26 protein-coding genes and 2 pseudogenes are annotated in these 24703 nt (G+C 39.7%); 16 read left to right on the top strand and 12 right to left on the bottom strand.

Features of this window, described 5'->3' with window-relative positions:
- The coding region (locus tag HMPREF0027_RS13085) for an IS1/IS1595 family N-terminal zinc-binding domain-containing protein (protein ID WP_420834420.1) at nucleotides 1-165 on the bottom strand (165 nt) is incomplete at its 3' end.
- A gap of 303 nt (nucleotides 166-468) precedes the next feature.
- Here HMPREF0027_RS13085 and manX point away from each other — a divergent pair.
- From manX to HMPREF0027_RS01745, 6 genes are all read left to right on the top strand, one after another.
- On the top strand, nucleotides 469-1449 hold the full coding sequence (gene manX, locus HMPREF0027_RS01770; protein WP_005621670.1) for a PTS mannose transporter subunit IIAB: 981 nt from the start codon (nucleotides 469-471) through the stop codon (nucleotides 1447-1449).
- A gap of 11 nt (nucleotides 1450-1460) precedes the next feature.
- Nucleotides 1461-2285 (top strand): PTS mannose/fructose/sorbose transporter subunit IIC, encoded by an 825-nt coding sequence (locus HMPREF0027_RS01765; protein WP_005621669.1) that lies wholly within the window; start codon nucleotides 1461-1463, stop codon nucleotides 2283-2285.
- A 13-nt stretch (nucleotides 2286-2298) separates the two neighbouring features.
- Entirely contained in the window at nucleotides 2299-3135 is an 837-nt protein-coding gene (locus HMPREF0027_RS01760) for a PTS mannose transporter subunit IID (RefSeq protein WP_005621668.1), read from the top strand.
- Between the two features lie 166 nt (nucleotides 3136-3301).
- Complete coding sequence (locus HMPREF0027_RS01755) at nucleotides 3302-3766, top strand: DUF986 family protein (RefSeq protein WP_005621667.1); 465 nt, start codon at nucleotides 3302-3304, stop codon at nucleotides 3764-3766.
- Nucleotides 3756-4961 (top strand): mannose-6-phosphate isomerase, class I, encoded by a 1206-nt coding sequence (gene manA / locus HMPREF0027_RS01750; RefSeq protein WP_005621666.1) that lies wholly within the window; start codon nucleotides 3756-3758, stop codon nucleotides 4959-4961. Before HMPREF0027_RS01755 ends, manA begins: the two co-directional genes overlap by 11 nt.
- A 172-nt stretch (nucleotides 4962-5133) precedes the next feature.
- Nucleotides 5134-5469, top strand: coding sequence for a hypothetical protein (locus HMPREF0027_RS01745; RefSeq protein ID WP_005621665.1), 336 nt, complete (start codon nucleotides 5134-5136; stop codon nucleotides 5467-5469).
- 166 nt (nucleotides 5470-5635) lie between these two features.
- Here the strand turns inward: HMPREF0027_RS01745 and HMPREF0027_RS01740 are convergent, their stop codons facing one another.
- The 3 genes and pseudogenes from HMPREF0027_RS01740 to HMPREF0027_RS01730 all read right to left on the bottom strand — a co-directional run bounded on the left by HMPREF0027_RS01740 (nucleotide 5636) and on the right by HMPREF0027_RS01730 (nucleotide 10429).
- A complete protein-coding gene (locus HMPREF0027_RS01740) occupies nucleotides 5636-7072 on the bottom strand; it encodes an HlyD family type I secretion periplasmic adaptor subunit (protein ID WP_005621664.1) in 1437 nt (478 codons plus the stop codon).
- Nucleotides 7073-7082: 10 nt separating this feature from the next.
- A pseudogene (locus tag HMPREF0027_RS01735) lies at nucleotides 7083-8601 on the bottom strand (ABC transporter transmembrane domain-containing protein); the annotation flags it as partial.
- A gap of 76 nt (nucleotides 8602-8677) precedes the next feature.
- Nucleotides 8678-10429 (bottom strand): protein-disulfide reductase DsbD, encoded by a 1752-nt coding sequence (locus tag HMPREF0027_RS01730; RefSeq protein ID WP_005621661.1) that lies wholly within the window; start codon nucleotides 10427-10429, stop codon nucleotides 8678-8680.
- Nucleotides 10430-10624: 195 nt separating this feature from the next.
- Between HMPREF0027_RS01730 and HMPREF0027_RS01725 the strand changes: the two genes are divergently transcribed.
- Together HMPREF0027_RS01725 and HMPREF0027_RS01720 are read left to right on the top strand one after the other, a co-directional pair.
- Entirely contained in the window at nucleotides 10625-10996 is a 372-nt protein-coding gene (locus tag HMPREF0027_RS01725) for a type II toxin-antitoxin system RelE/ParE family toxin (RefSeq protein ID WP_005621659.1), read from the top strand.
- The gene (locus HMPREF0027_RS01720) at nucleotides 10977-11267 is read left to right on the top strand and encodes a helix-turn-helix domain-containing protein (RefSeq protein ID WP_005621656.1); all 291 of its coding nucleotides are present in this window, start codon (nucleotides 10977-10979) and stop codon (nucleotides 11265-11267) included. The genes HMPREF0027_RS01725 and HMPREF0027_RS01720 overlap by 20 nt, the downstream gene beginning before the upstream one ends.
- 67 nt (nucleotides 11268-11334) lie before the next feature.
- On the opposite strand, the gene HMPREF0027_RS01715 is transcribed toward HMPREF0027_RS01720, so the two are convergent.
- Nucleotides 11335-12297 (bottom strand): calcium/sodium antiporter, encoded by a 963-nt coding sequence (locus tag HMPREF0027_RS01715; RefSeq protein WP_005621654.1) that lies wholly within the window; start codon nucleotides 12295-12297, stop codon nucleotides 11335-11337.
- 72 nt (nucleotides 12298-12369) lie between these two features.
- Between HMPREF0027_RS01715 and HMPREF0027_RS01710 the strand changes: the two genes are divergently transcribed.
- The 5 genes from HMPREF0027_RS01710 (at nucleotide 12370) to artM (ending at nucleotide 15931) form a co-directional block, all read left to right on the top strand.
- Nucleotides 12370-12867 (top strand): YbhB/YbcL family Raf kinase inhibitor-like protein, encoded by a 498-nt coding sequence (locus HMPREF0027_RS01710; protein WP_005621651.1) that lies wholly within the window; start codon nucleotides 12370-12372, stop codon nucleotides 12865-12867.
- A gap of 229 nt (nucleotides 12868-13096) precedes the next feature.
- Nucleotides 13097-13831 (top strand): arginine ABC transporter ATP-binding protein ArtP, encoded by a 735-nt coding sequence (gene artP, locus HMPREF0027_RS01705; RefSeq protein WP_005621647.1) that lies wholly within the window; start codon nucleotides 13097-13099, stop codon nucleotides 13829-13831.
- Nucleotides 13832-13851: 20 nt separating this feature from the next.
- Nucleotides 13852-14571: a transporter substrate-binding domain-containing protein gene (locus tag HMPREF0027_RS01700; RefSeq protein WP_044024218.1), complete on the top strand. Its 720-nt coding sequence runs from the start codon at nucleotides 13852-13854 to the stop codon at nucleotides 14569-14571.
- Nucleotides 14572-14576: 5 nt separating this feature from the next.
- Nucleotides 14577-15245: an arginine ABC transporter permease ArtQ gene (gene artQ, locus HMPREF0027_RS01695; RefSeq protein ID WP_005621642.1), complete on the top strand. Its 669-nt coding sequence runs from the start codon at nucleotides 14577-14579 to the stop codon at nucleotides 15243-15245.
- 2 nt (nucleotides 15246-15247) lie between these two features.
- Nucleotides 15248-15931: an arginine ABC transporter permease ArtM gene (artM, locus tag HMPREF0027_RS01690; protein ID WP_005621640.1), complete on the top strand. Its 684-nt coding sequence runs from the start codon at nucleotides 15248-15250 to the stop codon at nucleotides 15929-15931.
- A 60-nt stretch (nucleotides 15932-15991) separates the two neighbouring features.
- Here artM and tehB read toward each other — a convergent pair whose 3' ends face one another.
- The 4 genes from tehB to rsmD all read right to left on the bottom strand — a co-directional run bounded on the left by tehB (nucleotide 15992) and on the right by rsmD (nucleotide 18487).
- Nucleotides 15992-16864, bottom strand: a complete 873-nt coding sequence (tehB, locus tag HMPREF0027_RS01685) for an SAM-dependent methyltransferase TehB (protein WP_005621638.1) — start codon at nucleotides 16862-16864, stop codon at nucleotides 15992-15994.
- 125 nt (nucleotides 16865-16989) lie between these two features.
- Nucleotides 16990-17502 (bottom strand): 4-hydroxyphenylacetate 3-monooxygenase, reductase component, encoded by a 513-nt coding sequence (hpaC, locus tag HMPREF0027_RS01680; RefSeq protein WP_005621636.1) that lies wholly within the window; start codon nucleotides 17500-17502, stop codon nucleotides 16990-16992.
- 15 nt (nucleotides 17503-17517) lie between these two features.
- Entirely contained in the window at nucleotides 17518-17829 is a 312-nt protein-coding gene (locus tag HMPREF0027_RS01675) for an HI1450 family dsDNA-mimic protein (RefSeq protein WP_005621634.1), read from the bottom strand.
- 64 nt (nucleotides 17830-17893) lie between these two features.
- Nucleotides 17894-18487: a 16S rRNA (guanine(966)-N(2))-methyltransferase RsmD gene (rsmD, locus tag HMPREF0027_RS01670; protein ID WP_005621632.1), complete on the bottom strand. Its 594-nt coding sequence runs from the start codon at nucleotides 18485-18487 to the stop codon at nucleotides 17894-17896.
- A 77-nt stretch (nucleotides 18488-18564) separates the two neighbouring features.
- Here rsmD and ftsY point away from each other — a divergent pair, with 77 nt between their 5' ends.
- The 3 genes from ftsY (at nucleotide 18565) to ftsX (ending at nucleotide 21992) form a co-directional block, all read left to right on the top strand.
- A complete protein-coding gene (ftsY, locus tag HMPREF0027_RS01665; protein ID WP_005621630.1) occupies nucleotides 18565-20292 on the top strand; it encodes a signal recognition particle-docking protein FtsY in 1728 nt (575 codons plus the stop codon).
- A 98-nt stretch (nucleotides 20293-20390) separates the two neighbouring features.
- The gene (ftsE, locus tag HMPREF0027_RS01660; RefSeq protein WP_005621628.1) at nucleotides 20391-21044 is read left to right on the top strand and encodes a cell division ATP-binding protein FtsE; all 654 of its coding nucleotides are present in this window, start codon (nucleotides 20391-20393) and stop codon (nucleotides 21042-21044) included.
- A 9-nt stretch (nucleotides 21045-21053) separates the two neighbouring features.
- Complete coding sequence (gene ftsX / locus HMPREF0027_RS01655) at nucleotides 21054-21992, top strand: permease-like cell division protein FtsX (RefSeq protein WP_005621626.1); 939 nt, start codon at nucleotides 21054-21056, stop codon at nucleotides 21990-21992.
- A 56-nt stretch (nucleotides 21993-22048) separates the two neighbouring features.
- Here ftsX and HMPREF0027_RS01650 read toward each other — a convergent pair.
- The 3 genes and pseudogenes from HMPREF0027_RS01650 to HMPREF0027_RS01640 all read right to left on the bottom strand — a co-directional run.
- A pseudogene (locus HMPREF0027_RS01650) lies at nucleotides 22049-22747 on the bottom strand (autotransporter outer membrane beta-barrel domain-containing protein); the annotation flags it as partial.
- A 42-nt stretch (nucleotides 22748-22789) separates the two neighbouring features.
- The gene (locus tag HMPREF0027_RS01645) at nucleotides 22790-23752 is read right to left on the bottom strand and encodes a hypothetical protein (protein WP_005621621.1); all 963 of its coding nucleotides are present in this window, start codon (nucleotides 23750-23752) and stop codon (nucleotides 22790-22792) included.
- 114 nt (nucleotides 23753-23866) lie between these two features.
- Nucleotides 23867-24559 (bottom strand): hypothetical protein, encoded by a 693-nt coding sequence (locus tag HMPREF0027_RS01640; RefSeq protein ID WP_044024217.1) that lies wholly within the window; start codon nucleotides 24557-24559, stop codon nucleotides 23867-23869.
- Nucleotides 24560-24703 lie beyond the last annotated feature (144 nt).

Genomic DNA, 24703 nt, shown 5'->3' with positions numbered 1-24703 from the left:
AGCAAGTTGCCGAATGGTTTGTTTTAGCGAGGTATACTTAAACCAGATTTCTTGTGAATTAAGTCGTTTGGATGCAACAAAATTATGATGGCAATCAAGACATTTATAGCGTTGAACACCATTAATTTTGCCATATTTTTTGAGGTTAAAAGATGAGCAGGAAATGCAATTTTTTAGTCATTTTTATAAAGCCTTATAGTACAAGGTTTTAACCCACTTTGTAGACTCAATTTTGTCCACTATCCCTGAAATCAAAAAATACTCTATTTATGAAAATTAATTTCATTAATAAATAAATTAAGTTAAATGATAATGATTAATAATTAATCAGCTGAATCAGATAAATGAGATATAGATCACAAATCTAACAAATGTTATTTGTGTTATGTAAAGATCTACCTACAATTTACTTCGATTTTCACTCTGTTTGAAAAGAAATTTCATAAGAATCCCATTAAGGAGTAAATAATGAGCATTGCTATTATCATAGCGACCCACGGTGTTGCGGCGGAGCAGCTTCTCAAAACAACTGAGATGTTGATCGGCGAGCAGTCAGACGTTGCCTATATCGACTTCGTGCCTGGCGAAAATGCAGAAACTATTATGGGTAAATATCAAGCATTAGTGGAAGGCGAGTTATCACATTGTGATCAAGTGCTTTTCCTTGTTGATATGTGGGGTGGTAGTCCGTTTAATGCGGCAAATCGTTTCCAAGAAGGCAAAACCAATATGGACGTAGTAACCGGCGTGAATATTCCAATGCTGGTAAATGCGTGTATGGCTCGTGATGATGTTGAATCGCTAGAAGAATTGGTTGAGGTTGCGTTAGAATCCGGCTCAACAGGCGTACGTTCATTAAATCACCAACCGGCAGTAGCAGAACCGGCAGCGCCTGCGGTACAACCGCAACAGGCAGTGCCTGCACCACAACAACAAATTGTGGATGACGGTCGCCGTATGACGATTGCGTTAGCTCGTATTGATGACCGTTTAATTCACGGTCAAGTTGCAACCGTATGGACAAAAGAAAGTAAAGTAAAACGTATCATCGTAGTAAATGATGATGTGGCTAAAGATAAAGTACGTTCTACCATGCTGAAAAGTGTGGCTCCACTAGGTGTAACGACTCACGTAGTTGATGTTGCGAAAATGATTCGTGTATATAACAACCCTGAATATGCTGATGATCGTGTAATGCTATTATTTACTAACCCAAGTGATGTATTAACGTTAATTGAAGGCGGTGTTCCGTTAACTTCAATCAACGTAGGCGGTATCTCTCATAAAGAGGGTAAACAAATGGTTAGCCATGCGGTAGCCGTGGATCAAAAAGATATTGATGTATTTAAAGCGATTGACGCAAAAGGCGTTGAATTAGAAGTGCGTAAAGTATCTAGCGATAGCCGTCAAGCAATGATGGATCTATTGAAAAAGAATAACTTAATTTAAGGGAAATTATTATGGAACTCTCATTCTTACAAATTCTTTTAGTGTTCCTTGCCGCTTGTATCTCAGGCGCAGGTTCAATCCTTGATGAATGGCAAACCCAGCGTCCAATCGTGGCGTGTACGTTAGTTGGTTTAGCATTATCAGTAGGTGCGCCGGACTCAGCAGAAGTGATTAAAAATGCCATCATTATCGGCGGTACGCTTGAATTACTGGCGTTAGGCTGGATCAATATCGGTGCGGCAGTTGCACCGGATGCGGCATTAGCTTCTGTTGTTTCAACTATCCTTGTTATTGTTGGCGGTCAAGAAATCACAACAGGTATCGCAGTAGCAATTCCACTTGCAGCGGCAGGTCAAGTATTAACTTATGTGGTGCGTGCGATTACCGTTGGTTTCCAACACGCGGCAGATAAATCAATCGAAGATGGTAGCTTAGCTCGCTTAGACTGGTTACATCGTGGTGCGTTAATGCTTCAAGTAATGCGTATTGCAATTCCGGCACTTGTTGTTGTATTAACAGCAGGTACTGACGTTGTACAAACAATGTTAAATGCAATTCCACCGGTTGTGACAACAGGTCTTAAAATTGCAGGTGGCTTCATTGCGGTAGTAGGTTACGCAATGGTTATCAATATGATGCGTGCAGGTCACTTAATGCCTTTCTTCTTCGCAGGTTTCGTTATTGCAGGTTTCACTGATTTCAACCTTGTTGCACTAGGTGCATTAGGTACAATCATGGCATTGCTTTACATCCAATTACATCCTAAATACAACAAAAGCCAACAAGTTGTGGTAGCACAAGCAGCTGATAACAGCTTAGACAATCGCTTAGACTAAGAAGGAATTTACTATGACTACTGAAATCAAAAAAGTAACAAAAAGTGATTTGAATGCGGTTGTTCGTCGTTCAAACTTATTCCAAGGTTCATGGAACTTTGAACGTATGCAAGGCTTAGGTTTTGCTTACTCAATGGTACCGGTTATCAAACGTTTATATCCGGATCAAAACTCACAAGAACGTAAAGATGCGATTAAACGTCACTTAGAGTTCTTCAATACTCAACCATTCGTTGCTGCACCGGTATTAGGTGTGACGATTGCGATGGAAGAAGAGCGTGCAAACGGTAAAGAGGTCGACAATGCGGCAATCAACGGTATTAAAGTTGGTTTAATGGGACCGCTTGCCGGTGTAGGTGACCCAATCTTCTGGGGTACGGTACGTCCGGTATTTGCAGCACTTGGTGCGGGTATTGCATTAAACGGTTCAATCTTTGGCCCGATTTTATTCTTCGTATTATTTAACCTTGTTCGTTTAGCGACCCGTTACTACGGTGTAACTTACGGCTATAAAAAAGGTTTAGACGTAGTACAAGATATGAGTGGCGGTTTACTACAAAAATTAACCGAAGGTGCATCAATCCTTGGTTTATTTATCATGGGGGCGTTAGTTCAGAAATGGACAAGCATCAATGTACCACTGGTTGTTTCTAAGATTCAAATGCAAGACGGTACGGAACAAACAACAACCGTACAACAAATTCTTGATAGCTTAATGCCGGGTTTATTACCGTTATTATTAACATTTGCTTGTATGTGGTTACTACGTAACCGTGTAAATGCACTTTGGATTATCGTAGCTTTCTTTGTTATCGGTATCTTAGGTGCGGCGACAGGCGCATTAGCTTAATATTGCTTTTCCACGGAAACCGACTTACTCTGATAGCATAGATATAATTTGTGTTTCCGTGGTCTTATTTTACAAGCGGTAAAATTTGCGGATTTTTTTACAAAAATTCAATAAATTTTGACCGCTTGTTTTTTATGAACTCCCTATTGATAAGTGGTAAATTTCAATGACAAACATTATTCTTCTTATTGGTATTGTAGCCGTACTTGCTTTTGCAATTTACGATCAAGTGATTATGCCTAAACTGAAAGGCGAAACGAAACTTGTCGTGCAATTACAACGCCAAGTAAAAGGAGATGCGTGGATTTTAATTGGTTTGATTGCACTTACAATGGTTTATGGGGTTCAAAATGGTATTGAATCGTTAACCATTTATTTATTGGCGTTTTCCATTATACTTTGTGTTTATGTCACCTTTTTACGTTCGCCTCGTTTGCTGCTGAAAGAACAAGGGTTCTTTTTTGCCAACGTCTTTTTTGAGTATGCTAATATTAACCAAATTAACTTAGCTCAATCACAAATTATTGTGATTGATTTAAAAAGCGGACGACGCTTATTAGTACGTATTCAAACGCCTGAAGATATAGAGAAAGTTGTAAACTTCTTTGGAGGATACAAAAATGATTTTTAAATTAAAAGGCAAATTTCAACATTATGATTGGGGTGGTTCAACTTTTATTCCGCATTTTTTGAAGTTGGATGCGCCCGAACAAAAACCTTATGCGGAATACTGGTTAGGAACCCATCCCTCGGCACCCTCGGATATTTTATTTGAACAAAAATGGCTCCCCTTGGATCAAGTTATTCAAGTGGCTCCCGAATTATTAGGCGAGAAAAGCCGAAGTCAATTTGGCGATAATCTCCCTTATTTATTGAAAATTTTAGATATAAAACAACCGCTTTCTATTCAAATTCATCCTACTAAAGCCGAAGCTGAACATGGTTTTGCCTTAGAAAATCAACAAGGTGTTCCTCTTACAGCCCCCCTGCGCGTTTATAAAGATCGCAACCATAAGCCGGAAATGATGATAGCCCTTTCTGACTTCTGGGGATTATATGGCTTCAAACCGATCGCTGATATTAAAGCGAGTCTAGAACAGCATGATTCACTTAAACCGATTGCCAAAGCTTTAGATGAAAAGGGTTTACCTTCGGTTTATGCCGATATTATGCAAGCGGACAAGCAACAAATTTCTGAGTGGTTGTTACCGATTATTGAAGAAAAATTTGAAGAATACCAAGCCGGAAAACTGAAACCGGATAATCCGGATTATTGGATATGCTACATTTCTGATGCGATGAATTCACCGCTACATAGTTTAGACGGTGGTATTATTTGTTTTTATTTCTTTAATATTGTTTACCTCAAAAAAGGTGAAGGCTTATATCAAGGCGCAGGCTTACCGCACGCTTATTTGCGCGGACAAAATATTGAATTAATGGCAAATTCGGATAACGTTATTCGGGGTGGATTAACACCTAAACATATTGATATTCCCGCTTTACTGCATTCAATTGATTATCGTCCGGTTACACCTAAAATCATTCCGGCTTATCGAGAAACCGATGGCTTTATTCATCTTTACCCAACACCGGAAGCAAAAGATTTTGCCTTACAACACCTAGAGTTTAAACCTTTTGATGAAGAAAACTTTACCGCCGATTGTGCAAGCATTCTGTTAGTTATGAAAGGTAGCTTATATATTGATTTAGGCAGAGAGGCAATTCATCTACAACAAGGCGAGTCAATTTTTATCGCAACAGAGAGCCAAGTGGATATTATTGCGGAAACAGACGGCTATGCAGTGATTGCAACCTTGCCGTAAACCTGACAATATATATTGTGATTAATATATAGCGTAATATTTTTGGCTTTAACTATTGAGGTAAATTATGAAATACTCAACATTACTTACAAGTATGGCAATGTCTATGCTTTTAGCAGTGAATGCTTATGCGTAAGGTAATCAAATTCAACCGACTGTCGAACATAAAACTGTGACCAAAAATGCACCGCTTTCAGCCAAAGAGGCAAATCAAAAGCGTTTTAATGATAGCGTTTCGTTACGTTTCTTCGGTTATGAGCTGGCACAAGATCCGCAAGGTCAACCGATGCTCAGTTTCAAGTATAGTATTGAGAATAAAACAAAGCATAATATTCGTATTGTGCAATGGGCGGTAAATTATATCCATGACGGTAAAATTATTCTGACACAGGATACGCCGGTCACGTTTAAAGATAATTTAAAACATAGAACAACGGCTGAATTAGTGTTCTCTGTGCCGGTGGCGGAATTACCGGCAGAAGCGCAAGCTGTGTTCCAAGATCCTTAAGCGAAACTCAATGCACAATTTGATGCACGCCAAATTGTCTTTTCAAACGGCTCAAAAATTATTGTTGCTAAATAATTTTTAGCTAAAAAAGCGGTCGGCTTTCACTGATTTTTTGCAAAATTCTGGTGAAATCCGACCGCTTGCTCTTACTACATACCGGTGTGACTTAACGTTCTCTCAAGCTTTCAGAAATCGATTCTTCCAGCGGACTTGATAAGTAGCTGATCACACTGCGTTCCCTGGTTTTAATTTCGGCGGTTACGCTAATCCCTGATCCAAGTGCGATCTCTTTACCCTCTTTGCTCGAAAGTGTTTTCTTATCAATTGAGATAATTGTGTTAAATACCAAACCAAGTTGTGGATGCTTGATTGCTTCTAAAGTGATATTTTTTACTTTACCCGTTAAATAGCCATAGCGGGTATAAGGAAAGGTTTCCACTTTGATCACGGCATCTTGTCCCACTTCAATAAAACCAATGTCCTTATTTTGAATTAAAGCGGTTACCTCAAGAACATCGTCTTCCGGTGCAATCACCATTAATGTTTCTGCGGTAGTAACAACACCTCCGACCGTATGGGTCTTTAACTGTTGCACTGTACCGGAAACCGGCGCTCGGATAACTGATGCAACTTGACGTTGTTCATTTTTTTCCAGCTCAAGTTTAAGTTGCTTTTCCGTTTCAACATTTTGCTTGAGCTTTTCAAGTACATCCGCCTTAAAGAGTTGCGTAATTAATTGCGCATCTTCTTTTGCTTGGCGTAAGTCACTTTCTACCTCATTTAAGCAAGATTGATAAACCGCAAGTTCATTGACGGCTTCAATATGATGGTTCTCTTGCGCTAATACATCGTGTTTTGATGCCGATTTTGAATTGAACAGTTTTTTAAGATCCTTCAATTTTTCCTGTTCTACTCGGCTTATCCCTTCATATTTACGAATATTAGCTAAAACCGTTTGTTTCTCGGCTTCTCGGCGTTTTGATACCAATTCCTTTTGGTATTTCTGTTTTTGCCATGCTTCGAATTGTTCTACAATCAAATGATGAATCCGTGTCTTATCCTCTTCCGAGGCATGGCTAAAGTCATTATGTGTTAATTCAATTAATGGCAAATGATTCGTTTCAATAGCGTTTAAGAGCGTTTCATAGCGATAACGTTCTAATTTTGCCAGTGATAACGAACTTTGGTTTTTTTGTTGATCAGCATCGGCTTCAAGAGCGGTTAGATGTAACAACAATTCCCCTTTTTGTACAAATTGTCCATCTTGTACAAAAATTTCCTTCACCGGTGCGTTTTCAATCGGTTTGATTTCTTTACTACGGCCGCTAAAGGCAAGCTTACCTGAGGCTGTAGCAACAATTTCTACGTGACTGACGATTGAAATGACTAATGCTAAAAACAAGAACAGCATAATTAAGTAAGCTACCAATCTTGGTTTTTTTGAAACCGGCGTTTCAATTAATTCCAAGTGTGCCGGTAAAAACTCACTTTCATAACTTTCTCGGTTAGGTGTATCCAGTTGATGACGAATTTTCCAAACTTCTGACCAAACGACTTTATAACGTTGTAAAAATTCGCATAATCCCATAAACCATGTTTTCATTTTCTACCCCTTACTCCGACCGCAATTGATGTAAATAGTGGTATAAACCGTTCGGATCAGCGAGTAGTTCTGTATGTTTGCCTTGTTCTACAATCTATCCTTTTTCCATCACAATAATGCGATCGGCATTTTTCACTGTTGATAGGCGGTGAGCAATGATAATCACGGTACGCCCTTTACAAATTTGATGCATATTACGCATGATAATGTGCTCTGATTCATAATCTAATGCACTGGTTGCTTCATCAAAAATCAAGATTTTCGGGTTATTCACTAAAGCACATGCAATTGCAATGCGTTGGCGTTGCCTGCCTGAGAAGCCCGCACCCTGTTCACCAACGATGGTGTTATATCCTTCACGTAATTCGGAAATAAACTCATGTGCGCCGGCTAATTTTGCCGCATGGACAATTTTTTCCATCGACATACCCGGATCGGCAAGCGCAATATTGTCACGGATACTACGGTTTAACAGTACATTATCTTGCAGCACAACCCGGACTTGGCGGCGTAACCAGTTTGGATCCGCTAGTACTAAATCATGCCCGTCAATCAGTACCTGACCGTTTTCCGGAATATAAAAACGTTGAATTAATTTCGTTAAAGTACTTTTACCTGAGCCGGAGCGACCTACGATACCGATAACTTCACCTTGTTGAATTGATAAATTCACATCATTTAAAATCACCGGTGTGTCTGGTTTGTAGCGGAAACGACTATTACGGAAAGTAATGTCACCCTTAATTTCTGGTAAGGCTAATTTACCTTGATAACTTTCTGTCGGTGAGTTTAAAACATCGCCTAAACGCGTTACCGAAATTCCCACTTGTTGGAAATCTTGCCAAAGTTGCGCTAAACAAATCACCGGTGCAACCACCTGACCGGATAACATATTAAATGCAATTAATTGCCCGATACTTAAATCACCGGAAATGACTAAATGCGCCCCGAGCCATAACGTAATTACCATGACAACTTTCTGGATAAATTGCACACCTTGTTGCCCGATAGTTGCTAATGTTGTGACACGGAATCCCGCTGATACATAGCTGGCTAATTGTTTGTCCCACGTATTGGTCATTTGTGGCGTAACTGCTAATGCTTTAATCGTATTAATGGCGGTTACCGATTCCACTAAGAATGATTGGTTATCTGCGCCGCGTGCAAATTTTTCATCTAGACGACGACGTAAAATCGGACTGTAATACCACATCACCGCAAAGAAGATAAATGAGAACATTAAATCTAATACGGAGGTTAGCGCCTGTCCGGTTAAAAAGTTTCGAATTTGATCCGAGTTCTCTCACCCTCGCAACGGTGTCATCGACACGGCGACTTTCGAAGTAAGATATCGGCAATGCTAATAAATGCCTAAATAATCTTGCACCTAATTCCACATCAATACGGCTGGTACTGTGTGCGAAAATATAAGTTCGTAGCCCGCTTAATACAATTTCAAACAGCACTACAATGGCTAATGCCACCGTAATTACATTCAAGGTTGAAAAACCTCGATGTACCAAGACTTTATGATTGTCTTGGTTCATAGCAAACTTATCTGTGATTAAGAAAAAATGGCACAAGCGATTAACTTGTGCCATAAGATTATAACTGATTTAGCCAACTTAAAAATTGATTTGCTTCTAAGAAGCCGGTAACTCTTGATTGCGTCAGCTCATTACCATTCTCATCAAAGAATAAAATGGTCGGTAAACCTAGTACGTTGAAGTATTTCATCAGCTCATCGTTTTGTGGCGAATTATTGGTCATATCCACTTGCAGCACCACCATTTCAGCCAATTTTTGCTGTACAGCTTGGTCGGTAAAAGTGTATTTCTCAAACTCCTTACACGCTACACACCAGTCAGCGTACAGATCTAACATCACTTTTTTGCCTTGTGAGGCGGTCAATTTTGCTTGTAATTCTGCAAGTGATTGCACGCGTTCAAAGGCTAAGTGGTTGCTTACTTGTGCCGAATGGCTACTGTTACCTTGATTCCACACTAAATTCGCCCAAGGGTAAGAAGCAAGCGCAAATGCAAAAAATAGTAGAATTCTGACCGCTTGTTTGATGACGCCTTGTCTCGGAATCACGCTAATCAACCAGCCAACAAACACCATTGCCAGCGCTGACCACATCAACGGCTCATAATGGCTTGGTAAAATACGGCTAAGTAAAAAGACCGGTAAAGCTAACATCACAAAACCGAATGCGGTTTTTACTTTCAATAACCAATCGCCAGATTTCGGTAAAATACGGTTGCCGAATAAGGTAATCAGAATTAACGGAATTCCCATTCCTAAGGCTAATAAATAGAGCGCTAATCCGCCGGTGAGTAAGTCCCCACTTTGTGCGACATACAGTAATGCACCGGATAATGGCGCGGAAGTACAAGGTGAAGCGACTAAACCGGCAATCATTCCCATCACAAATACGCGACCAAATGCGCCGCCTTGCTGTTTCTGACTCATCGCATTCAGTTTTTGTTGCCATGAATTCGGCAAACGGATTTCAAATAAGCCGAACATCGAAGCGGCTAAAATGGTGAATAAAATCGCAAGCGAAATCAGCACCGGCGGGCTTTGCAACGCTACTTGGAACGGTAAGCCGATCGCCGCCACCACTAAACCTAATAGCGTATAAGTGAGCGCCATACCTTGCACATAAGCAAAGCTGAGTAATAACGCTTTGAACGTATTCGGGCGTTGCTTATTGCCAATTACAATCGCAGATAATAACGGCAGCATTGGTAATACGCATGGGGTAAAAGCTAAACCGATACCCAGCACAAAGAACCAAAAAATCGATAAGCGATTGTTCGCTAAATTCTCGGCAAGCTGATCCTGTTCCGCTTTTGGCGCATTAGCCTGTGGCTGAGAAGTGGTTGAATTTTCACTATTTTTTGCAAAATTTTGTGCGGAATCGACCGCTTGTTGCCCGTCTAATGCAATGGTGACCGTTTCAGGTGGGTAGCAAAAACCTTTGGTACAGCCTTGATAACGAACCGAAAGACTAGTATTTGCTTGTGCGGCAGAGAACGTTATTGGCAGTGTCAGCTGATCACGAAAAATTTCTACATCACCAAAAAATTCATCATGATAACTTTCCGCAGCAGGGAAAGCTAACGGCTGGATTTCAGCATTTTGTGGCGTGACCTGTATTTCTTTTTTATACAGATAATAGCCGTCTGCAATTTGCCAGTTCAGATCAATTTGCTTATCAGATTTAGGTGTGGCAGAAAAAGCGAAAGCTTCGGCTCCGCTCAAATATTTGGGTTGGTCGTTCCCAAATAAATTGGCGTGTGCGGAGAGTGTTAGCGTAAGGCTAACCAATAAAAAGATAAAACGTTTTAACATACGAATTGAAACAAATAAAAGGTACGATATTGTAATACAAATAGATAAAGTCGGGCAAAATAGTGATTTCTTACTGAGAATATAGCTTTTAATTGCTAATGGTAAAGATTGACAAAAAATTACCTTAAATGTTGAGAAACTTGTTCGATAAAGCCATAATAAATTTACGCGTTTTAATTCAGAGGAGAAAAAACGATGTATGAAATAGTCTTTTATCGAGACCGACGTGGGCGAGAACCCGTCAAGGAATTCCTGCAGGAATTTATTAATGAACAACAAGACGAAAATCGAGAGCGTTTGCACAAAATTAGTCATCATTTGACGATTTTACATTTGCACGGCACTCGAGCAGGCGAAAGCTATATTAAACACTTAGAAGATCGTATTTGGCAGTTACGTCCAATTAGCGATTGTTTGCTCTTCGCCGGTATTGTGCGAGGTCAATTTGTATTGTTGCATCATTTCGCCAAAAGCAGTAGTCGGCTTCCTAAGCGTGAGCTTGAGCGAGCAAAAAGTCGTTTGGCAGATCTACAGGAGAGGATAAAAGATGAGCCCCATTGGTTCTAGTTGGACATCATTTGAGCGAGAAGTATTTAACGAGTTAGAAATGGAAGAAAACCATTTTCGCGTTAAATTGATTCTTGAAATTATTGAGACCCGACAGGCGTTAGGTATTTCACAACGTAAATTAGAAAAACTAAGTGGCGTAAAACAATCGATGATAGCCCGGGTTGAAAAGGGAAGTTCCAATCCTTCTCTTGGTACGTTACTGAAATTACTGGTGCCATTGGGGAAAACATTACAAATCGTGCCTTTAGACGACACTCATTCTAAATAAAGACAAACAAGCGGTCGAATTTGCATAAAATTTTGCAAACTCGACCGATTGTTCTATTTCAATATAATTACAGCGCTGTTTTAAGTAAGTAGAGGGTATAGCTGATATAACATAATAGGAAAATACCGCCTTCTAGACGTGTAATCTTAGCTTGTTTTTTCTTAAAGCTGTGAGCAAAGAAGAACAGCAATAACGTTAAGGCAAACATCACTAACATATCACGAGAGAATACTGCTGATTCTACCTGCATCGGTTCAATTGCGCCGGCAATACCGACAACCGCAAGGGAGTTGAACAGGTTCGAACCAACGATATTGCCTACCGCTAAATCCGATTCGCCTTTACGAGCGGCAATGATTGATGATGCTAATTCCGGTAATGATGTGCCGATTGCCACAATCGTTAAGCCAATCACCAAATCACTTACGCCAAAGTATTTCGCTACTTCGACCGCACCCCATACAAGCAGTTGTGAACTTGCCATTAAAAATGCTAAACCGATCACAACCCAAAAGAGTGCTTTTTTAATCGGTAGCTGTTCCGTTTGAAGTGATTCGGTTTGTGCTAATGCATCATCTTTATTGCGTAATCCAATCCAAATCGTCCAGCCCATATAGAGGGTGAAAATCACTAATAAAATTACTGCTTCTAACTGGGTGACTTGCGCATCAAACAGCATATAAGCCGAGATCAAGGTGACTAAAATCAGGACGGGTAATTCACGTTTAATCACTTCCGAAGCTACCATAATGGGCTTAATTAACGCAGTAACCCCTAAGATAAGGGCAATATTAGTAATATTAGAGCCGTAAGCATTACCAAGTGCAATGCCTGATGCGCCTTTTAGCGCTGAAGATGCCGAAACAATCATTTCCGGAGCGGATGTACCGAAACCGACAATCACAATACCGATTAACAACGGCGACATGTCAAAATGGCGAGCAGATGAAGCTGCGCCTTCTACAAATTTATCTGCACTCCAAACGAGTAAAATTAAGCCAATTACAATGGCAAGAGAAGCGTATAACATTAGGTTTCCTACGAGTAAAAATGGGCGTATAGTATAGGTTAATTTTTAACTATTGACTATAAGGAACCAGCGATGAAAGTGATTAGTTCAGCAATCAAAAATGGGGCGTTTGAAGACCAATACGGTAAACGTGGTAGCCAATTTAGTCCAAATGGAATGCCGAGTTATTCCATTCCGTTTGAAATTAGCGATGCACCGCAAGGTACGAAATCTTTTGCTGTTGTTTTAGAAGATAAAGATGCGATTACTGCAAGCGGTTTTGTATGGATTCATTGGTTAATTGCCGATTTAGAGCACACCAAAATTGCCGAAAACGAAAGTCTAACGGCAACCGATTTTGTACAAGGCGCTAACTCGTGGGCAAGTAAATTAGGCAACTTCTCAATCGAAGAAGCTTCAAATTATGGCGGCATGGCACCACCGAATTGCAAACACTGCTATGAACTTATTGTTTATGCGTTGGATACCAAACTCAATTTAACTTCCGGTTTCCGCTTTAACGATCTACATTTTGCAATGCAAGACCATATCTTAGCCACAGCAAGTGTAATGGGAACTTATGATGTTTAAGGGTTAAGTTAATACCTAAGAAAGAATTAGGTAGATGACATGAGTGGGGACACTTGCTCCAGTAATGGTAAAACTTTTGAGAAAAATGACCGCTTGTTATATTTAATTTTATTGCAAGCGGTTATTTTTTATAAAATTTTTACAAAATCACAATAAAAACATCTTGCATAATTATGCAATAAAAATTAGTATTCATTCAGTTATTTGAAATGTACAGGATTTTAAACGAATGGCAATTCGCATTCACAACGTCAACTTTTTTTACGGTTCAAGCCAAGCATTATTCGATATTAATTTAGATATCGAAAAAGGCGATACGGTAGTGCTGTTAGGTCCGAGCGGTGCGGGTAAAAGTACCCTGATTCGTACGCTAAACTTAATGGAAATTCCACAATCCGGTACGCTTGAAATCGCACAACATAAATTCAATCTTTCAGCAAAAACCGATGCCAAAGAAATTGCATTATTACGCCGTGAAGTCGGTATGGTGTTTCAGCAGTACCATTTATGGCCGCATTTAAGTGTGATGCAAAACCTGATCGAAGCATCGATGAAGGTATTAGGTCTAGCTAAAGAAGAAGCGATTCAACGTGCTAAAGCACATTTGGAGCGTTTACGTTTAGGCGAATTTGCCGATCGTTTTCCGTTACAGTTATCCGGTGGGCAGCAACAACGTGTAGCAATTGCCCGTGCATTAATGATGCAGCCACAGGTGTTATTATTTGACGAGCCGACTGCCGCACTTGACCCAGAAATTACCGCACAAGTGGTTGATATTATTAAAGAGCTGCAAGGAACCGGTATTACCCAAGTTATCGTTACCCACGAGGTCGGTGTAGCTCGTAAAGTGGCAACCAAAGTGGTGTATATGGAAAAAGGCAAAATTATCGAGCAAGGTGGTACGGATTGTTTTGAGAATCCAAAAACTGCTCAATTTGAAAATTATCTTTCTCACTCAGAATAAATACTATGCAAGGACACATTATGAAAAAATTATTATTAGTATCAGCTCTCGCGCTTAGCGCATTTTCAGCACAAGCAAAAGATTTAACTTTTGCAATGGAACCAAGCTATCCTCCGTTTGAATTAACTAATGAGAAAGGCGAAATCATTGGTTTTGACGTTGATATCGCCAATGCAATCTGTAAAGAAATCCAAGCAAATTGTTCATTCAAAAGTCAATCATTTGACGGTTTAATTCAAGCGGTAAAACAAAAACGTATTGATGGCGCAATTTCAGCAATCGATATTACTGAAGCCCGTGCAAAACAAGTGGCATTTACCGATGCTTATTATGATAGTTCGGCAAGTTTTATTGCGGTAAAAGGTAAAGCGGATTTAAACACAGCTAAAAACGTGGGTGTACAAAACGGCACAACGTTCCAACAATATGTTGTTGCAGAAGCAAAACAGTATGCACCGAAATCATACGCTTCATTACAAGATGCGGTACTTGATTTAAAAAACGGCCGTATTGATATTATCTTCGGTGATACCGCGGTATTAGCGGATATGTTATCAAAAGAAGCTGAACTTTCATTTGTGGGCGAAAATGTAACCAATCAAAAATATTTCGGTAACGGTTTAGGTATCGCTGTCAACAAATCAAATAGCGAATTAGTTGCGGAGTTAAACAAAGGTTTAGCGGCAATTAAAGCGAACGGCGAATACCAAAAAATTTACGATAAATGGATGACTAAATAATTTTTATGTTTTCAGAATATCTTCCGCTTATTTATAGTGCAACCCTAATGACCTTAGGGTTGGCACTCGCATCTCTGGTAGTCGGTTTATTACTTTCAATGTTGTTTGTGGTGCTTGAGACCAGTAAACAATCTTGTATTAGTAAACCGACTTCTGTTTTTTTAGCCTTATTGCGTGGTTTACCGGAGATTTTAGTTGTTTTATTGATCTTCTTCGGTTCTACCGAATTGCTTGAGAAAATTACCGGTGAATATATTGAATTTAGCGCATTTAATTGCGGGGTATTAGCGCTTTCCTTAATTTTTGCCGCCTATGCTTCTCAATCATTACGTGGTGCAATCCAAGCCGTACCAAACGGACAATGGGAAAGTGGTGCGGCATTAGGGCTAAGTCGTGCGCATACGTTTTTAAAAATTATTATGCCGCAGGTTTGGCGTCACGCGTTACCGGGCTTAAGTAACCAATGGTTAGTATTATTAAAAGATACGGCGTTGATTTCCTTAATCGGAGTGGACGATTTAATGCGTCAAACGGATTTAATTAATACCAATGAGCATCAGCCTTTCACATGGTACGGTTTGGCGGCATTAATTTATTTAGCGATTACTTTAATTAGCCAAGTAATTATTGCCAGACTTGAAAAACGTTTCACTCGCTTTGAAAGAGGGGGTTAATAATGTTTCAAGATTATTTAGCCGTCATAGCGCAAGGAATGCCGACCAGTTTAAGTTTAACCGCCGTATCGTTGCTGATTGCCTTTGTGTTAGCAGTGGTTTTTACTTTCTTGCTATCAATGGAAAATAAGCTGATTAAAGTGATGGTAAACGGTTATTTAATGTTATTTACCGGTACGCCATTATTAGTCCAGTTCTTTTTGATTTATCACGGACCGGGGCAATTCCAATGGATTGTCGATAGCTTTGCTTGGCAATTTTTATCGGATGCGTGGTTTTGTGCGGCGTTAGCGTTGGCATTAAATAGTGCGGCATACTCAACCCAATTATTCCACGGGGCGGTAAAAGCAATTCCGAAAGGACAATGGGAAACCTGTGCGGCACTTGGTTTAAGCCGTTTAGATACTTTGAAAATCTTAATTCCATACGCATTACGCCGTGCGTTACCGTCGTATAGCAATGAGATTATCTTAGTGTTTAAAGGTACATCGTTAGCTTCAACTATTACGTTATTGGATATTATGGGCTATGCTCGCCAGTTATACGGCACGAAATACGATGCGATTACTATTTACGGTATTGCCGGAGCGATTTACTTAGTAATTACCGGTATTATGACGATTCTGTTACGTAGAGTAGAGGCGAAAGTGCTGGTATTTGAACGTCCGGCAACAGATAAAGCTTAGATTTTTGCGATGGTGCTCGTCTTTGACGAGTACCTTTATTTTTAGGATAAAATGGATAAATTACGCAACTTTCTTAGCTAACATGGTCGCGAAACGCATTTTAATGCGGTTGCCGTTCGCATCGGTTTTATGCAATTCACCCAAATCTTCGTTGTACTTCACTAATTCCCAATCTTGATAATAGTTCGCCAACTCTCGCTCGCCGAAGGTAAATGAGAATGGCATCGGGCATGGATATTCTTCGGTACTCATCGCACACACAATTAAGTTATAGCCGCCGACTTTGGTGTTTTTCTGCATATTTTCAATAATTGCCGGAATGCGTTCACGATTTAAGAACATCATCACAACTGTCGAAACAATCAGATCATATTTACCGTTTTGATTACCAATTGTCGCTTGGTTAATATCATAAATACCCGTTTCGATATTGCTCAGATTCTCCTTCTCAATCATATAATTTAAGAATTCGATACTCTCAGCATTATGATCTACCGCTGTCACATCAAACCCTAGTAAATTCAGATAGAGTGAATTGCGCCCTCGTCCACAACCTAAATCCAACGCTTTACCGGCTTTCACGTAATTAACCGCATTTAACACGTCGGAGTGTGTAGTGGTCAGGTTATATTTTTTCGTATAGTAATCTTTTGCTTCGCAATAGAATGCAAGCTGACATTCCAAATCATCGGAAAGCGCTTCAACTTTATGCCAAATTTGCGGTTCAACAAACGGAGGCTGATTTTCAGGGGTAAAAATCAGGCTATTAACTTCTTCACCTTGTTCAGTCAATTCATAAAATTTTAATTCGCCTTTAAAAATGGTTAATTTTGCCCAAGTCCCTTGTTTAGTGTTATGTTTTTCTTGAAACATTTGTGGCAGGCTGTCTTTGGTCCAAACCGGCATTTGTTTGTAGCAAATTAAGTTTTGCATGATTGATCCTCCCTAACAAAATAAGATAATGCTGAATTATACTCCTCTGATTTCTCTAGGCAATAAAAAACCGACTAAAATAGTCGGTTATATCAAAAATACCTAAGATTTATTAGATCACTTTTTTAAATTTCGATGCCTTTAAATTGGCGACCGAAATAGACTAAACCGGTATTTGGGGTGACATCAATATGTTTCAGTTCCACCATAAAAATCGTATGTGTGCCAACCGAATGGGTGTTAACAATATCACCTTGTAAAGACGAGATTGAACCGCGTAACACCGGTTGTCCGTCAATCCCTTCGTCCCAAATATCCCAAGCAAAGCGTTCTTCCATACTGCTATTCAGCATACACGCAAAATGCTTCGCCATTTCTTCTTGTTCATGACTTAATACGTTGATGCACACTTTACCGTTTTGCTTGATGATATCGTGTACGGAGCTGTTTTGATTAATACAGAAAAGTAATGTCGGTGGCGTATCGGTAACCGAGCAAACCGATGATACAGTAATGCCGATTTTACCTGCCGCGCCGTTGGTCGTTACAATACTGACCGCAGCGGATAAATGCGCCATGGCATTACGAAATTGTTGTGAAAATTCAGGTACCTCTTGAGGTTTTGGAATACAAGACATAAATCTCCTTTTAAATTACTCCTTCCAGATAACGCGATATTCTCGGTTATCCGCATCATGAGAAATCAAGAAGCGTGCGAATACATCGTCCATTTCATCTTTATCATTTACTAAGCCGACCCAGACTTCGGCAAATGCGTCAGGGTCAATCAGAGTGCCGATTTCTTGATCCCAATTTTCCGATGTTTCAACCATTTCAACGGCGCCACGCTCTTCAAATTGTAAATTGAATAATAAAATATCCGCAGGATCTAAATTCTCACCCGCCATTTCAAGGAAAATATCATAAGCGAGGTCAATCGCTTCATCTGGAGTTAATTTTTTCATAATTTGTTTCTTTTATGTAAAAAATAGCGACTTAATTTGCCAATAAAGGTTAGAAAAGTCAAATTTATAGACATTGGATCAAGCGACTTATTACTTGTCCGGCGGTTTTTTCTTTAATAATTTGCCAATTGTTTGGTAATTCAAGCGGCGGATGGTTCTTTTCCGTTTCCACATAAATCAGCGCATTGTCGGCAAGCCATTGGTTATCGGCTAAGAGTTTTAGCACCTTCGGTAAAAAGCCGTGATTGAAAGGCGGATCGACAAATACCACTTCAAACCCCTGAGCAGGATTTTTTTGGGCTAAATATTGCAGCGTATCGGTATTAATTACTGTACCATTGATAGTTTTAAGTGAGGTTAAATTATTTTTCAGTAGATTTGCCGCATTTGCAAATTTTTCAAGAAAAACAACCGCTTGTGCTTGGCGTGAGAGTGCTTCGATACCAAGTGAACCACTGCCCGCAAAACAATCTAAACAGCGGCTACCCGCCACATCATTCATCAACCAATTAAACAGAGTTTCTTTCACTCGGTCGGTAGTCGGGCGTAAACCTTCCGCATTTAATACCGGCAGCTTTCGCCCTCGCCACATCCCGGCAATGACACGCACTTTGCCGGTCGGTTTATTTTGTAAAGTGGAATTACGATTTTTTTTCATACTAACTAAAGGAAAAATAAGGATTATTTGATAAAATACGCCAGTTTAGTCCATTTTAAAGGAAAAGTGAGAAAAATATGGCAGAAAAGAAAAAAGGTTTTTGGTCTTGGCTAGGTTTTGGTAAAAAAGATGAGCCGAAACAAGACGATGTTCCGGCGGAACAAAATGTTGAATCTACAGCAGAAACGCTAGAACAAAAAGTCGAGCAAGCAGAACAAAAAGCCGAGCAGCTACAAGAGACAGTAGAACAAAAATTAGAAGATCTTGAAGATAAAATTGAAGATAAGTTTGAGCAAATTACCTCGCAGCCGGAAATCAAAGAATTTGTTGATTCAGTTGAGCAAAAAGCGGAACAAGTTGAGGATTTTGTTGAACGCATTGAAGATGCGATTGAGCAAAAAATTGAACAAATCGAAGAATTCGTTGAACAAAAATCAGAGCAAATTGAGCAATTTGTTGAGGATAAAGTCGAAGAAGCCAAAAGCTTTTTGCATGAGACAGCGGACAAGATAGAGCAATCTTTTGAGCAAGAAAAAGAACAATCAGTTTCAATTATTGATTCGGCTAAGGCTGAAATTCCGCCAACAGATGTTACCCAAAACATTGAGCAAGAGGTTGAAGAAAGCTCGGTACAAGCGGTAGAATTTGGCGAAAATCTTGCAAATGAAACGACAACTGAGCCAGAGCCGGTAAATCATCATCAGCAAATCGAAGAACGTGTTGAAAAAGTTGTGGAAGCGGAACTTGCGGGTGAAGTGAAAACAAAATCGGATGCGGAAGAAAACTTTGAAGAGTTGGAAGAATTAGTTGAGCTTGAGGTAGAAAAAGCAGAACACAAGCAAGCCGAACAGAAAGCGGATGATTACCAAGAAAAACCGAGCGAAGGCGGTTTTTTCAGCCGTTTACTAAAAGGTTTAGTTAAAACCAAACAAAGTATCGGTTCCGGCTTCCGTAATTTCTTTAGTGGCAAAAAAATCGATGATGATTTATTCGAAGAATTGGAAGAGCAGTTATTGATTGCCGATTTAGGTATGCCGACCACAACCAAGATTATTAACAGCCTTACGCAGCATGCAACTAAACAGCAGTTAAAAGATGCGGATTTACTTTATCAGCAACTTAAAGTTGAGTTAGGTGAAGTATTAAAGCCGGTTAGCCAACCGCTTGAAATTGATACGAGCAAAAAGCCTTATGTGATTTTAATGGTTGGGGTAAATGGAGTGGGTAAAACCACAACTATCGGTAAATTAGCGCGTAAATTCCAAGCGGAAGGTAAATCCGTAATGCTTGCCGCCGGTGATACTTTCCGTGCTGCAGCAGTAGAACAGTTACAAGTTTGGGGTGAACGTAACAATATTCCGGTGGTCGCACAATCTACCGGTTCGGACTCTGCTTCGGTGATTTTTGATGCGATGCAATCGGCGGCGTCAAAAGGGATTGATATCTTAATCGCTGATACCGCCGGTCGTTTGCAGAATAAAAACAACTTGATGGACGAGCTGAAAAAAATCGTACGTGTGATGAAAAAATACGATGAAAGCGCACCGCATGAAATTATGCTTACCTTAGATGCCGGTACAGGACAAAATGCGATTAGCCAAGCGAAGTTATTTAACGAAGCGGTCGGTTTAACCGGTATTACCTTAACTAAATTAGACGGTACGGCAAAAGGCGGTATGATCTTTGCGATTGCCGACCAATTTAATATTCCGATTCGCTTTATCGGGGTTGGTGAAAAAATAGAAGATCTCCGCCCATTTAATGCGGAAGAATTTATCGAAGCATTATTTGAACACGAAGAATAACAACAATTATTACGCACAGGCGGAGAAAGATATTTTTGCAAAAAATCAGCGAAATTAGACCGCTAGTTCCGGAAGCGTAATAGAAAAAGGTAAACACAATGATTAAATTCACAAATGTAAGTAAAGCCTATAAAGGTGGTAAACCGGCATTACAAGGGATTAATTTCCATCTGCCGGTTGGCGGTATGGCGTATTTAACCGGTCACTCCGGTGCTGGTAAAAGTACCTTGCTTAAGCTGATTATGGGTATTGAGCGTGCAAACGGCGGACAAGTGATGTTTAACGGGCATGACATTACCCGCCTTGAAGCACACGAGTTGCCGTTTTTACGTCGCCAAATCGGGATGGTGCATCAAGATTACCGCTTACTTACCGATCGTACCATTTTGGATAATGTTGCGTTACCGTTGATTATCCAAGGTATGAATCAGCAAATTGTTGAGCGTGAAGCGCGTATCGCTTTAGAACGTGTCGGCTTGGCAAATAAAGCCAATTATTTGCCGTTACACCTTTCAGGTGGTGAACAGCAACGTGTGGATATTGCCCGTGCGATTGTACATCGTCCGATTTTATTATTAGCCGATGAGCCGACTGGTAACTTAGACGAAAAATTATCGTTTGAGATTTTTCGCTTATTTGAAGAATTTAATCAATCTGGCACAACAATATTGGTCGCAACTCACGATACCAATATTATTTCAAAACGTCCGAAACCATGCTTAGTATTAGAGCAAGGTCATTTCAGAAATTAAGGAAACAATATGGCTCATTCATTTAATACCAGCTTTGGCGCGCAAACACGTTATACCTTACGTTCTGTATGGCAAGATCTTCTAAAACGTAAGTTTGGAACTTTTTTAACCGTATTAGTGATTGCGGTATCACTCACTATTCCGACCGTAAGTTATTTACTTTGGAAAAATACCCATCAGGCAGCGACAGAGTTTTATCCGGAACCGGAGCTCACGATTTATTTGCATAAAAATCTTGCTGAACATGATGTGAATGCCGTGGTAGAACGTATTCGCCACTTTGATGCAGATAAAGTTGAATCATTGAACTATATTTCTCGTCAGCAAAGTTTAGATGAATTTCGTTCATGGTCTGGCTTTGGTGAAGCTTTAGATATTATTGATGATAATCCGTTACCGGCGGTAGTTACCCTAAAACCGAAAAAACAGTTTACCGCTAATGATGCGATGCTTGAATTACGTAACGGTTTACAAGCGATTAAAGGTGTACAAGAGGTTCGTCTAGATAACGGTTGGTTAGAAAAATTAACCGCTTTAACTTGGCTGATTGCTCGAATCGCAATGGTGTGTACGGTGTTGATGCTAATTGCGGTGTTTTTAGTGGTGGGTAATGCGGTGCGTACTGATGTGGCAAATAGCAAGGCTTCGATTGAAGTGCAGCAATTATTAGGTGCAACGGATCACTTTATTGCTCGTCCGTTCCTATATACCGGTATGATTTACGGCTTTTTCGGTAGCTTACTTGCAATTCTGTTTAGTGCGGTTTTAATCAGCTACTTTACCGGTGTAGTGAAATATGTCACCGATATGTTCACGGTTAAATTTGAGTTAAACGGTCTGGATTTTAGTGAAATGTTCTTCCTGATTGTGTCGTGTATCTTTATCGGTTGGTTATCAGCAAAAATTGCGACCAATCGCCATATACACCGAATAGGTTCTCGCTATTAAGTTAATTTAAGACAATAAAAACGGATATTCAAATGAATATCCGTTTTTTTATATGGTTAGAACTGGTAGTTCAGATTTAATTTTGCGACATTTTGCTTCGCCACTTTTGAACCGTCAGTAACACCGGCTGAAAGGCTGAGCTTGAGATTTTGATATCCCATTTCCACACCTGCCGCCAAATGTTGACGATTGCCGGTTTCTAAGCTGAATTCGCGATCCGCCACTTTAATTTCCGCATCGCCGTTATGTACCCAATACTCTGCAGAGATTAATGGTTTTACGCTAAATTGAGTACCTAACGTAAATTTATAACCTAATTCAAGGCCTGCAAAATAACTGACAAAATCGACCGCTTGTTCTTGCACATTTAGTCCGTCCAATTGGTAATTGGCATGGTCTAAATGATTATAGCGAATACCTGTTTTTGCGGTGGCTTCAAGCTGATTCCAAGTTAGTTCCTGTCCTAAAGTTAAGCCGGTTTGTACAAGTTTACGGCTAAAGCTATCGGTTTGGTTTGCCGATTTTAGCTTATTTTTAATTCGTCCCGTGCCTAGATCCAATGTAGCAAATGTACCGTTATTTGTTTGATATTTCACAAATGCGGAAGCAATTTGCAAATGATGTTTACCGCTGTTATAAGCAAAATCATTGCTATTACGCACATCGGTTAAAATAGCGCCAAACTGAGTATTGGCATTTACTAAACCACTTACACCTAACTGAGAACGGAAGCTATCTGTTTCATAATGTTGCGGTGCATTACGATAAGCAGAGCTATTCGTAACCGTGTTATTAGACTATACACGGAACTGATTACCATCGGTTAGGAATTTTTCAATCACTTGCTGAGCAATATCCATATTCACATCCGCAATACTATTTAATTGCGCTGCTGCGTTTGATTCGACTAAATTCGAAATTCGCTGAGCTTTTTGCTGTTGCTGCAGCAACATTCCTGCTCGACGCAGTGCGGCAATTAATGCTTCAGTATCTACCTCCGGTTTTTCGGCAGTAAGGCTTGCTAACGTTTGCTGTACAACCGGTTCCACTATAGGTTTTGCTTCTGCAGTAACGCCTATCCCTTTTTGAGTAGTTTCCGGAACATCCGCAGTCGGCTTTTCTACTTCTGTCACGCTTGAACCTTTTTCAGTAATCAAAGGCACATCAGCCGTTGGTTTTTCCGCTTCAGCAACACTTGATCCTTTTTCAGTAATTAAAGGTACATCAGCTACCGGTTTTTCTGCTTCAGTAACAGCTGAACCTTTTTGGGTAATTAAAGGTGTATCAGCTATAGGTTTTTCTTCGATCTGAACACTATCTCCTTTTTCTGTTACTATAGTTGGCGGTGTAACTGGTAGAATAGGTTGAGCCGGCGGAGTAACGGTAACTGGCGGTGGAGTCACCGTATCCAACGGGGCAGTTTTAAACGAGTTACCGTCTTTTACAATATTTAGATCACTTGCTTGTGAAGCCATCACGGTTAAACCGTCTGCATTACCTTGTACATTAACATAGGTTTCATCTGGATCTAACCAGCCTCTAATATCTAGGTTAATATTTCCAGCTGTACTGGCAAGATCAATGCTACCCGAATCTATATTAGCAATTAAGGTACCACCACTACCGCTAAGATGTTGTACTGAAATTGGGAAGTTTGTATTTTCGGTATTTAGCTTTGTGCCATTTTCAAGTGATAAATTTTCAACTTCCAAATCACTTAGCGCAAGATCTGTACCTTGAGTAAGCTTTAAATTCTTCACACCACTGATTGCGGTTGAACGGTGTGCATTAACCCCTTTTAATTCGAGTGTACTATTCGTATTGTTGCCAATATATCCGCCTACTTTATCTGTTTCACTGATTACTGTGACCTCTCAGGTCACATTATTTGGTGAGTCTAAGCCGAAATACACTCCTTGCAAGACTTCGGAATGGCTATCAAGCGTAATTTTGGTATTACTTTGTTTTGAACTCGAATTTAGATTACCTGCAAGAATATTTTTAACAATCGTATTTTTAAGTACGAGTTCTGCTTTTCCAGCGTCTTTTGTCGCACCCGTACCGCTACCCATAACAATATTTGGGCGGCTTAATTTATTCGCATCAGTACCCATTTGAGTATCTACATTATCGAGTTCTAATCGGTTACCATTTACAAATATATATTGGGTGATTTCTTGTTGGTTTGCCGCATTTAGATCAAGCGTTAACCCCTGAGAAGGTAAGAAACTCAGTTTGGTATTTCGAATAACTGTATCGCCGGTAATATCTAATGGCGAACCTCGAACAGTGAGGATATGATTAGCTCTATCGATCGTAACGTTACCAATTTTCCACGGTATTTCCTGCCTATTTTGATCCACTTTGGGTAATAAAGTGAAGTCATTTGCAAGACGAATCTTGATGTTATTTGTTAAGGTTGCCAATGCTAATGCGCGTTCAAAATCGTTTTGTGAAGAGACTTCAATCACATCTGTTTGTGCATAAGCAATAGGACTAATTGTTGTTATTATCGCTGGAATGCTATATAAAATAGCAATTGCAACACGATTTTTAATGAATTTCATATAAACCATATCCTTAGGTGAAAACTAATATAGCTTATAGTATATTTTGACTTTTCTTGGTATTTTGTTGCAAGATTTTACATATCTTTATCATTTGTGAAATGTTAGTTAAGTGTAAGTTCTTTTTGCAGATTTTTGGGATAG

It is taken from the genome of Actinobacillus ureae ATCC 25976 (assembly GCF_000188255.1).
GTDB lineage: Bacteria > Pseudomonadota > Gammaproteobacteria > Enterobacterales > Pasteurellaceae > Actinobacillus > Actinobacillus ureae.
The sequence above is the reverse complement of the archived record's forward strand: the minus strand, read 5'-3'. Positions and strand labels throughout refer to the sequence as shown.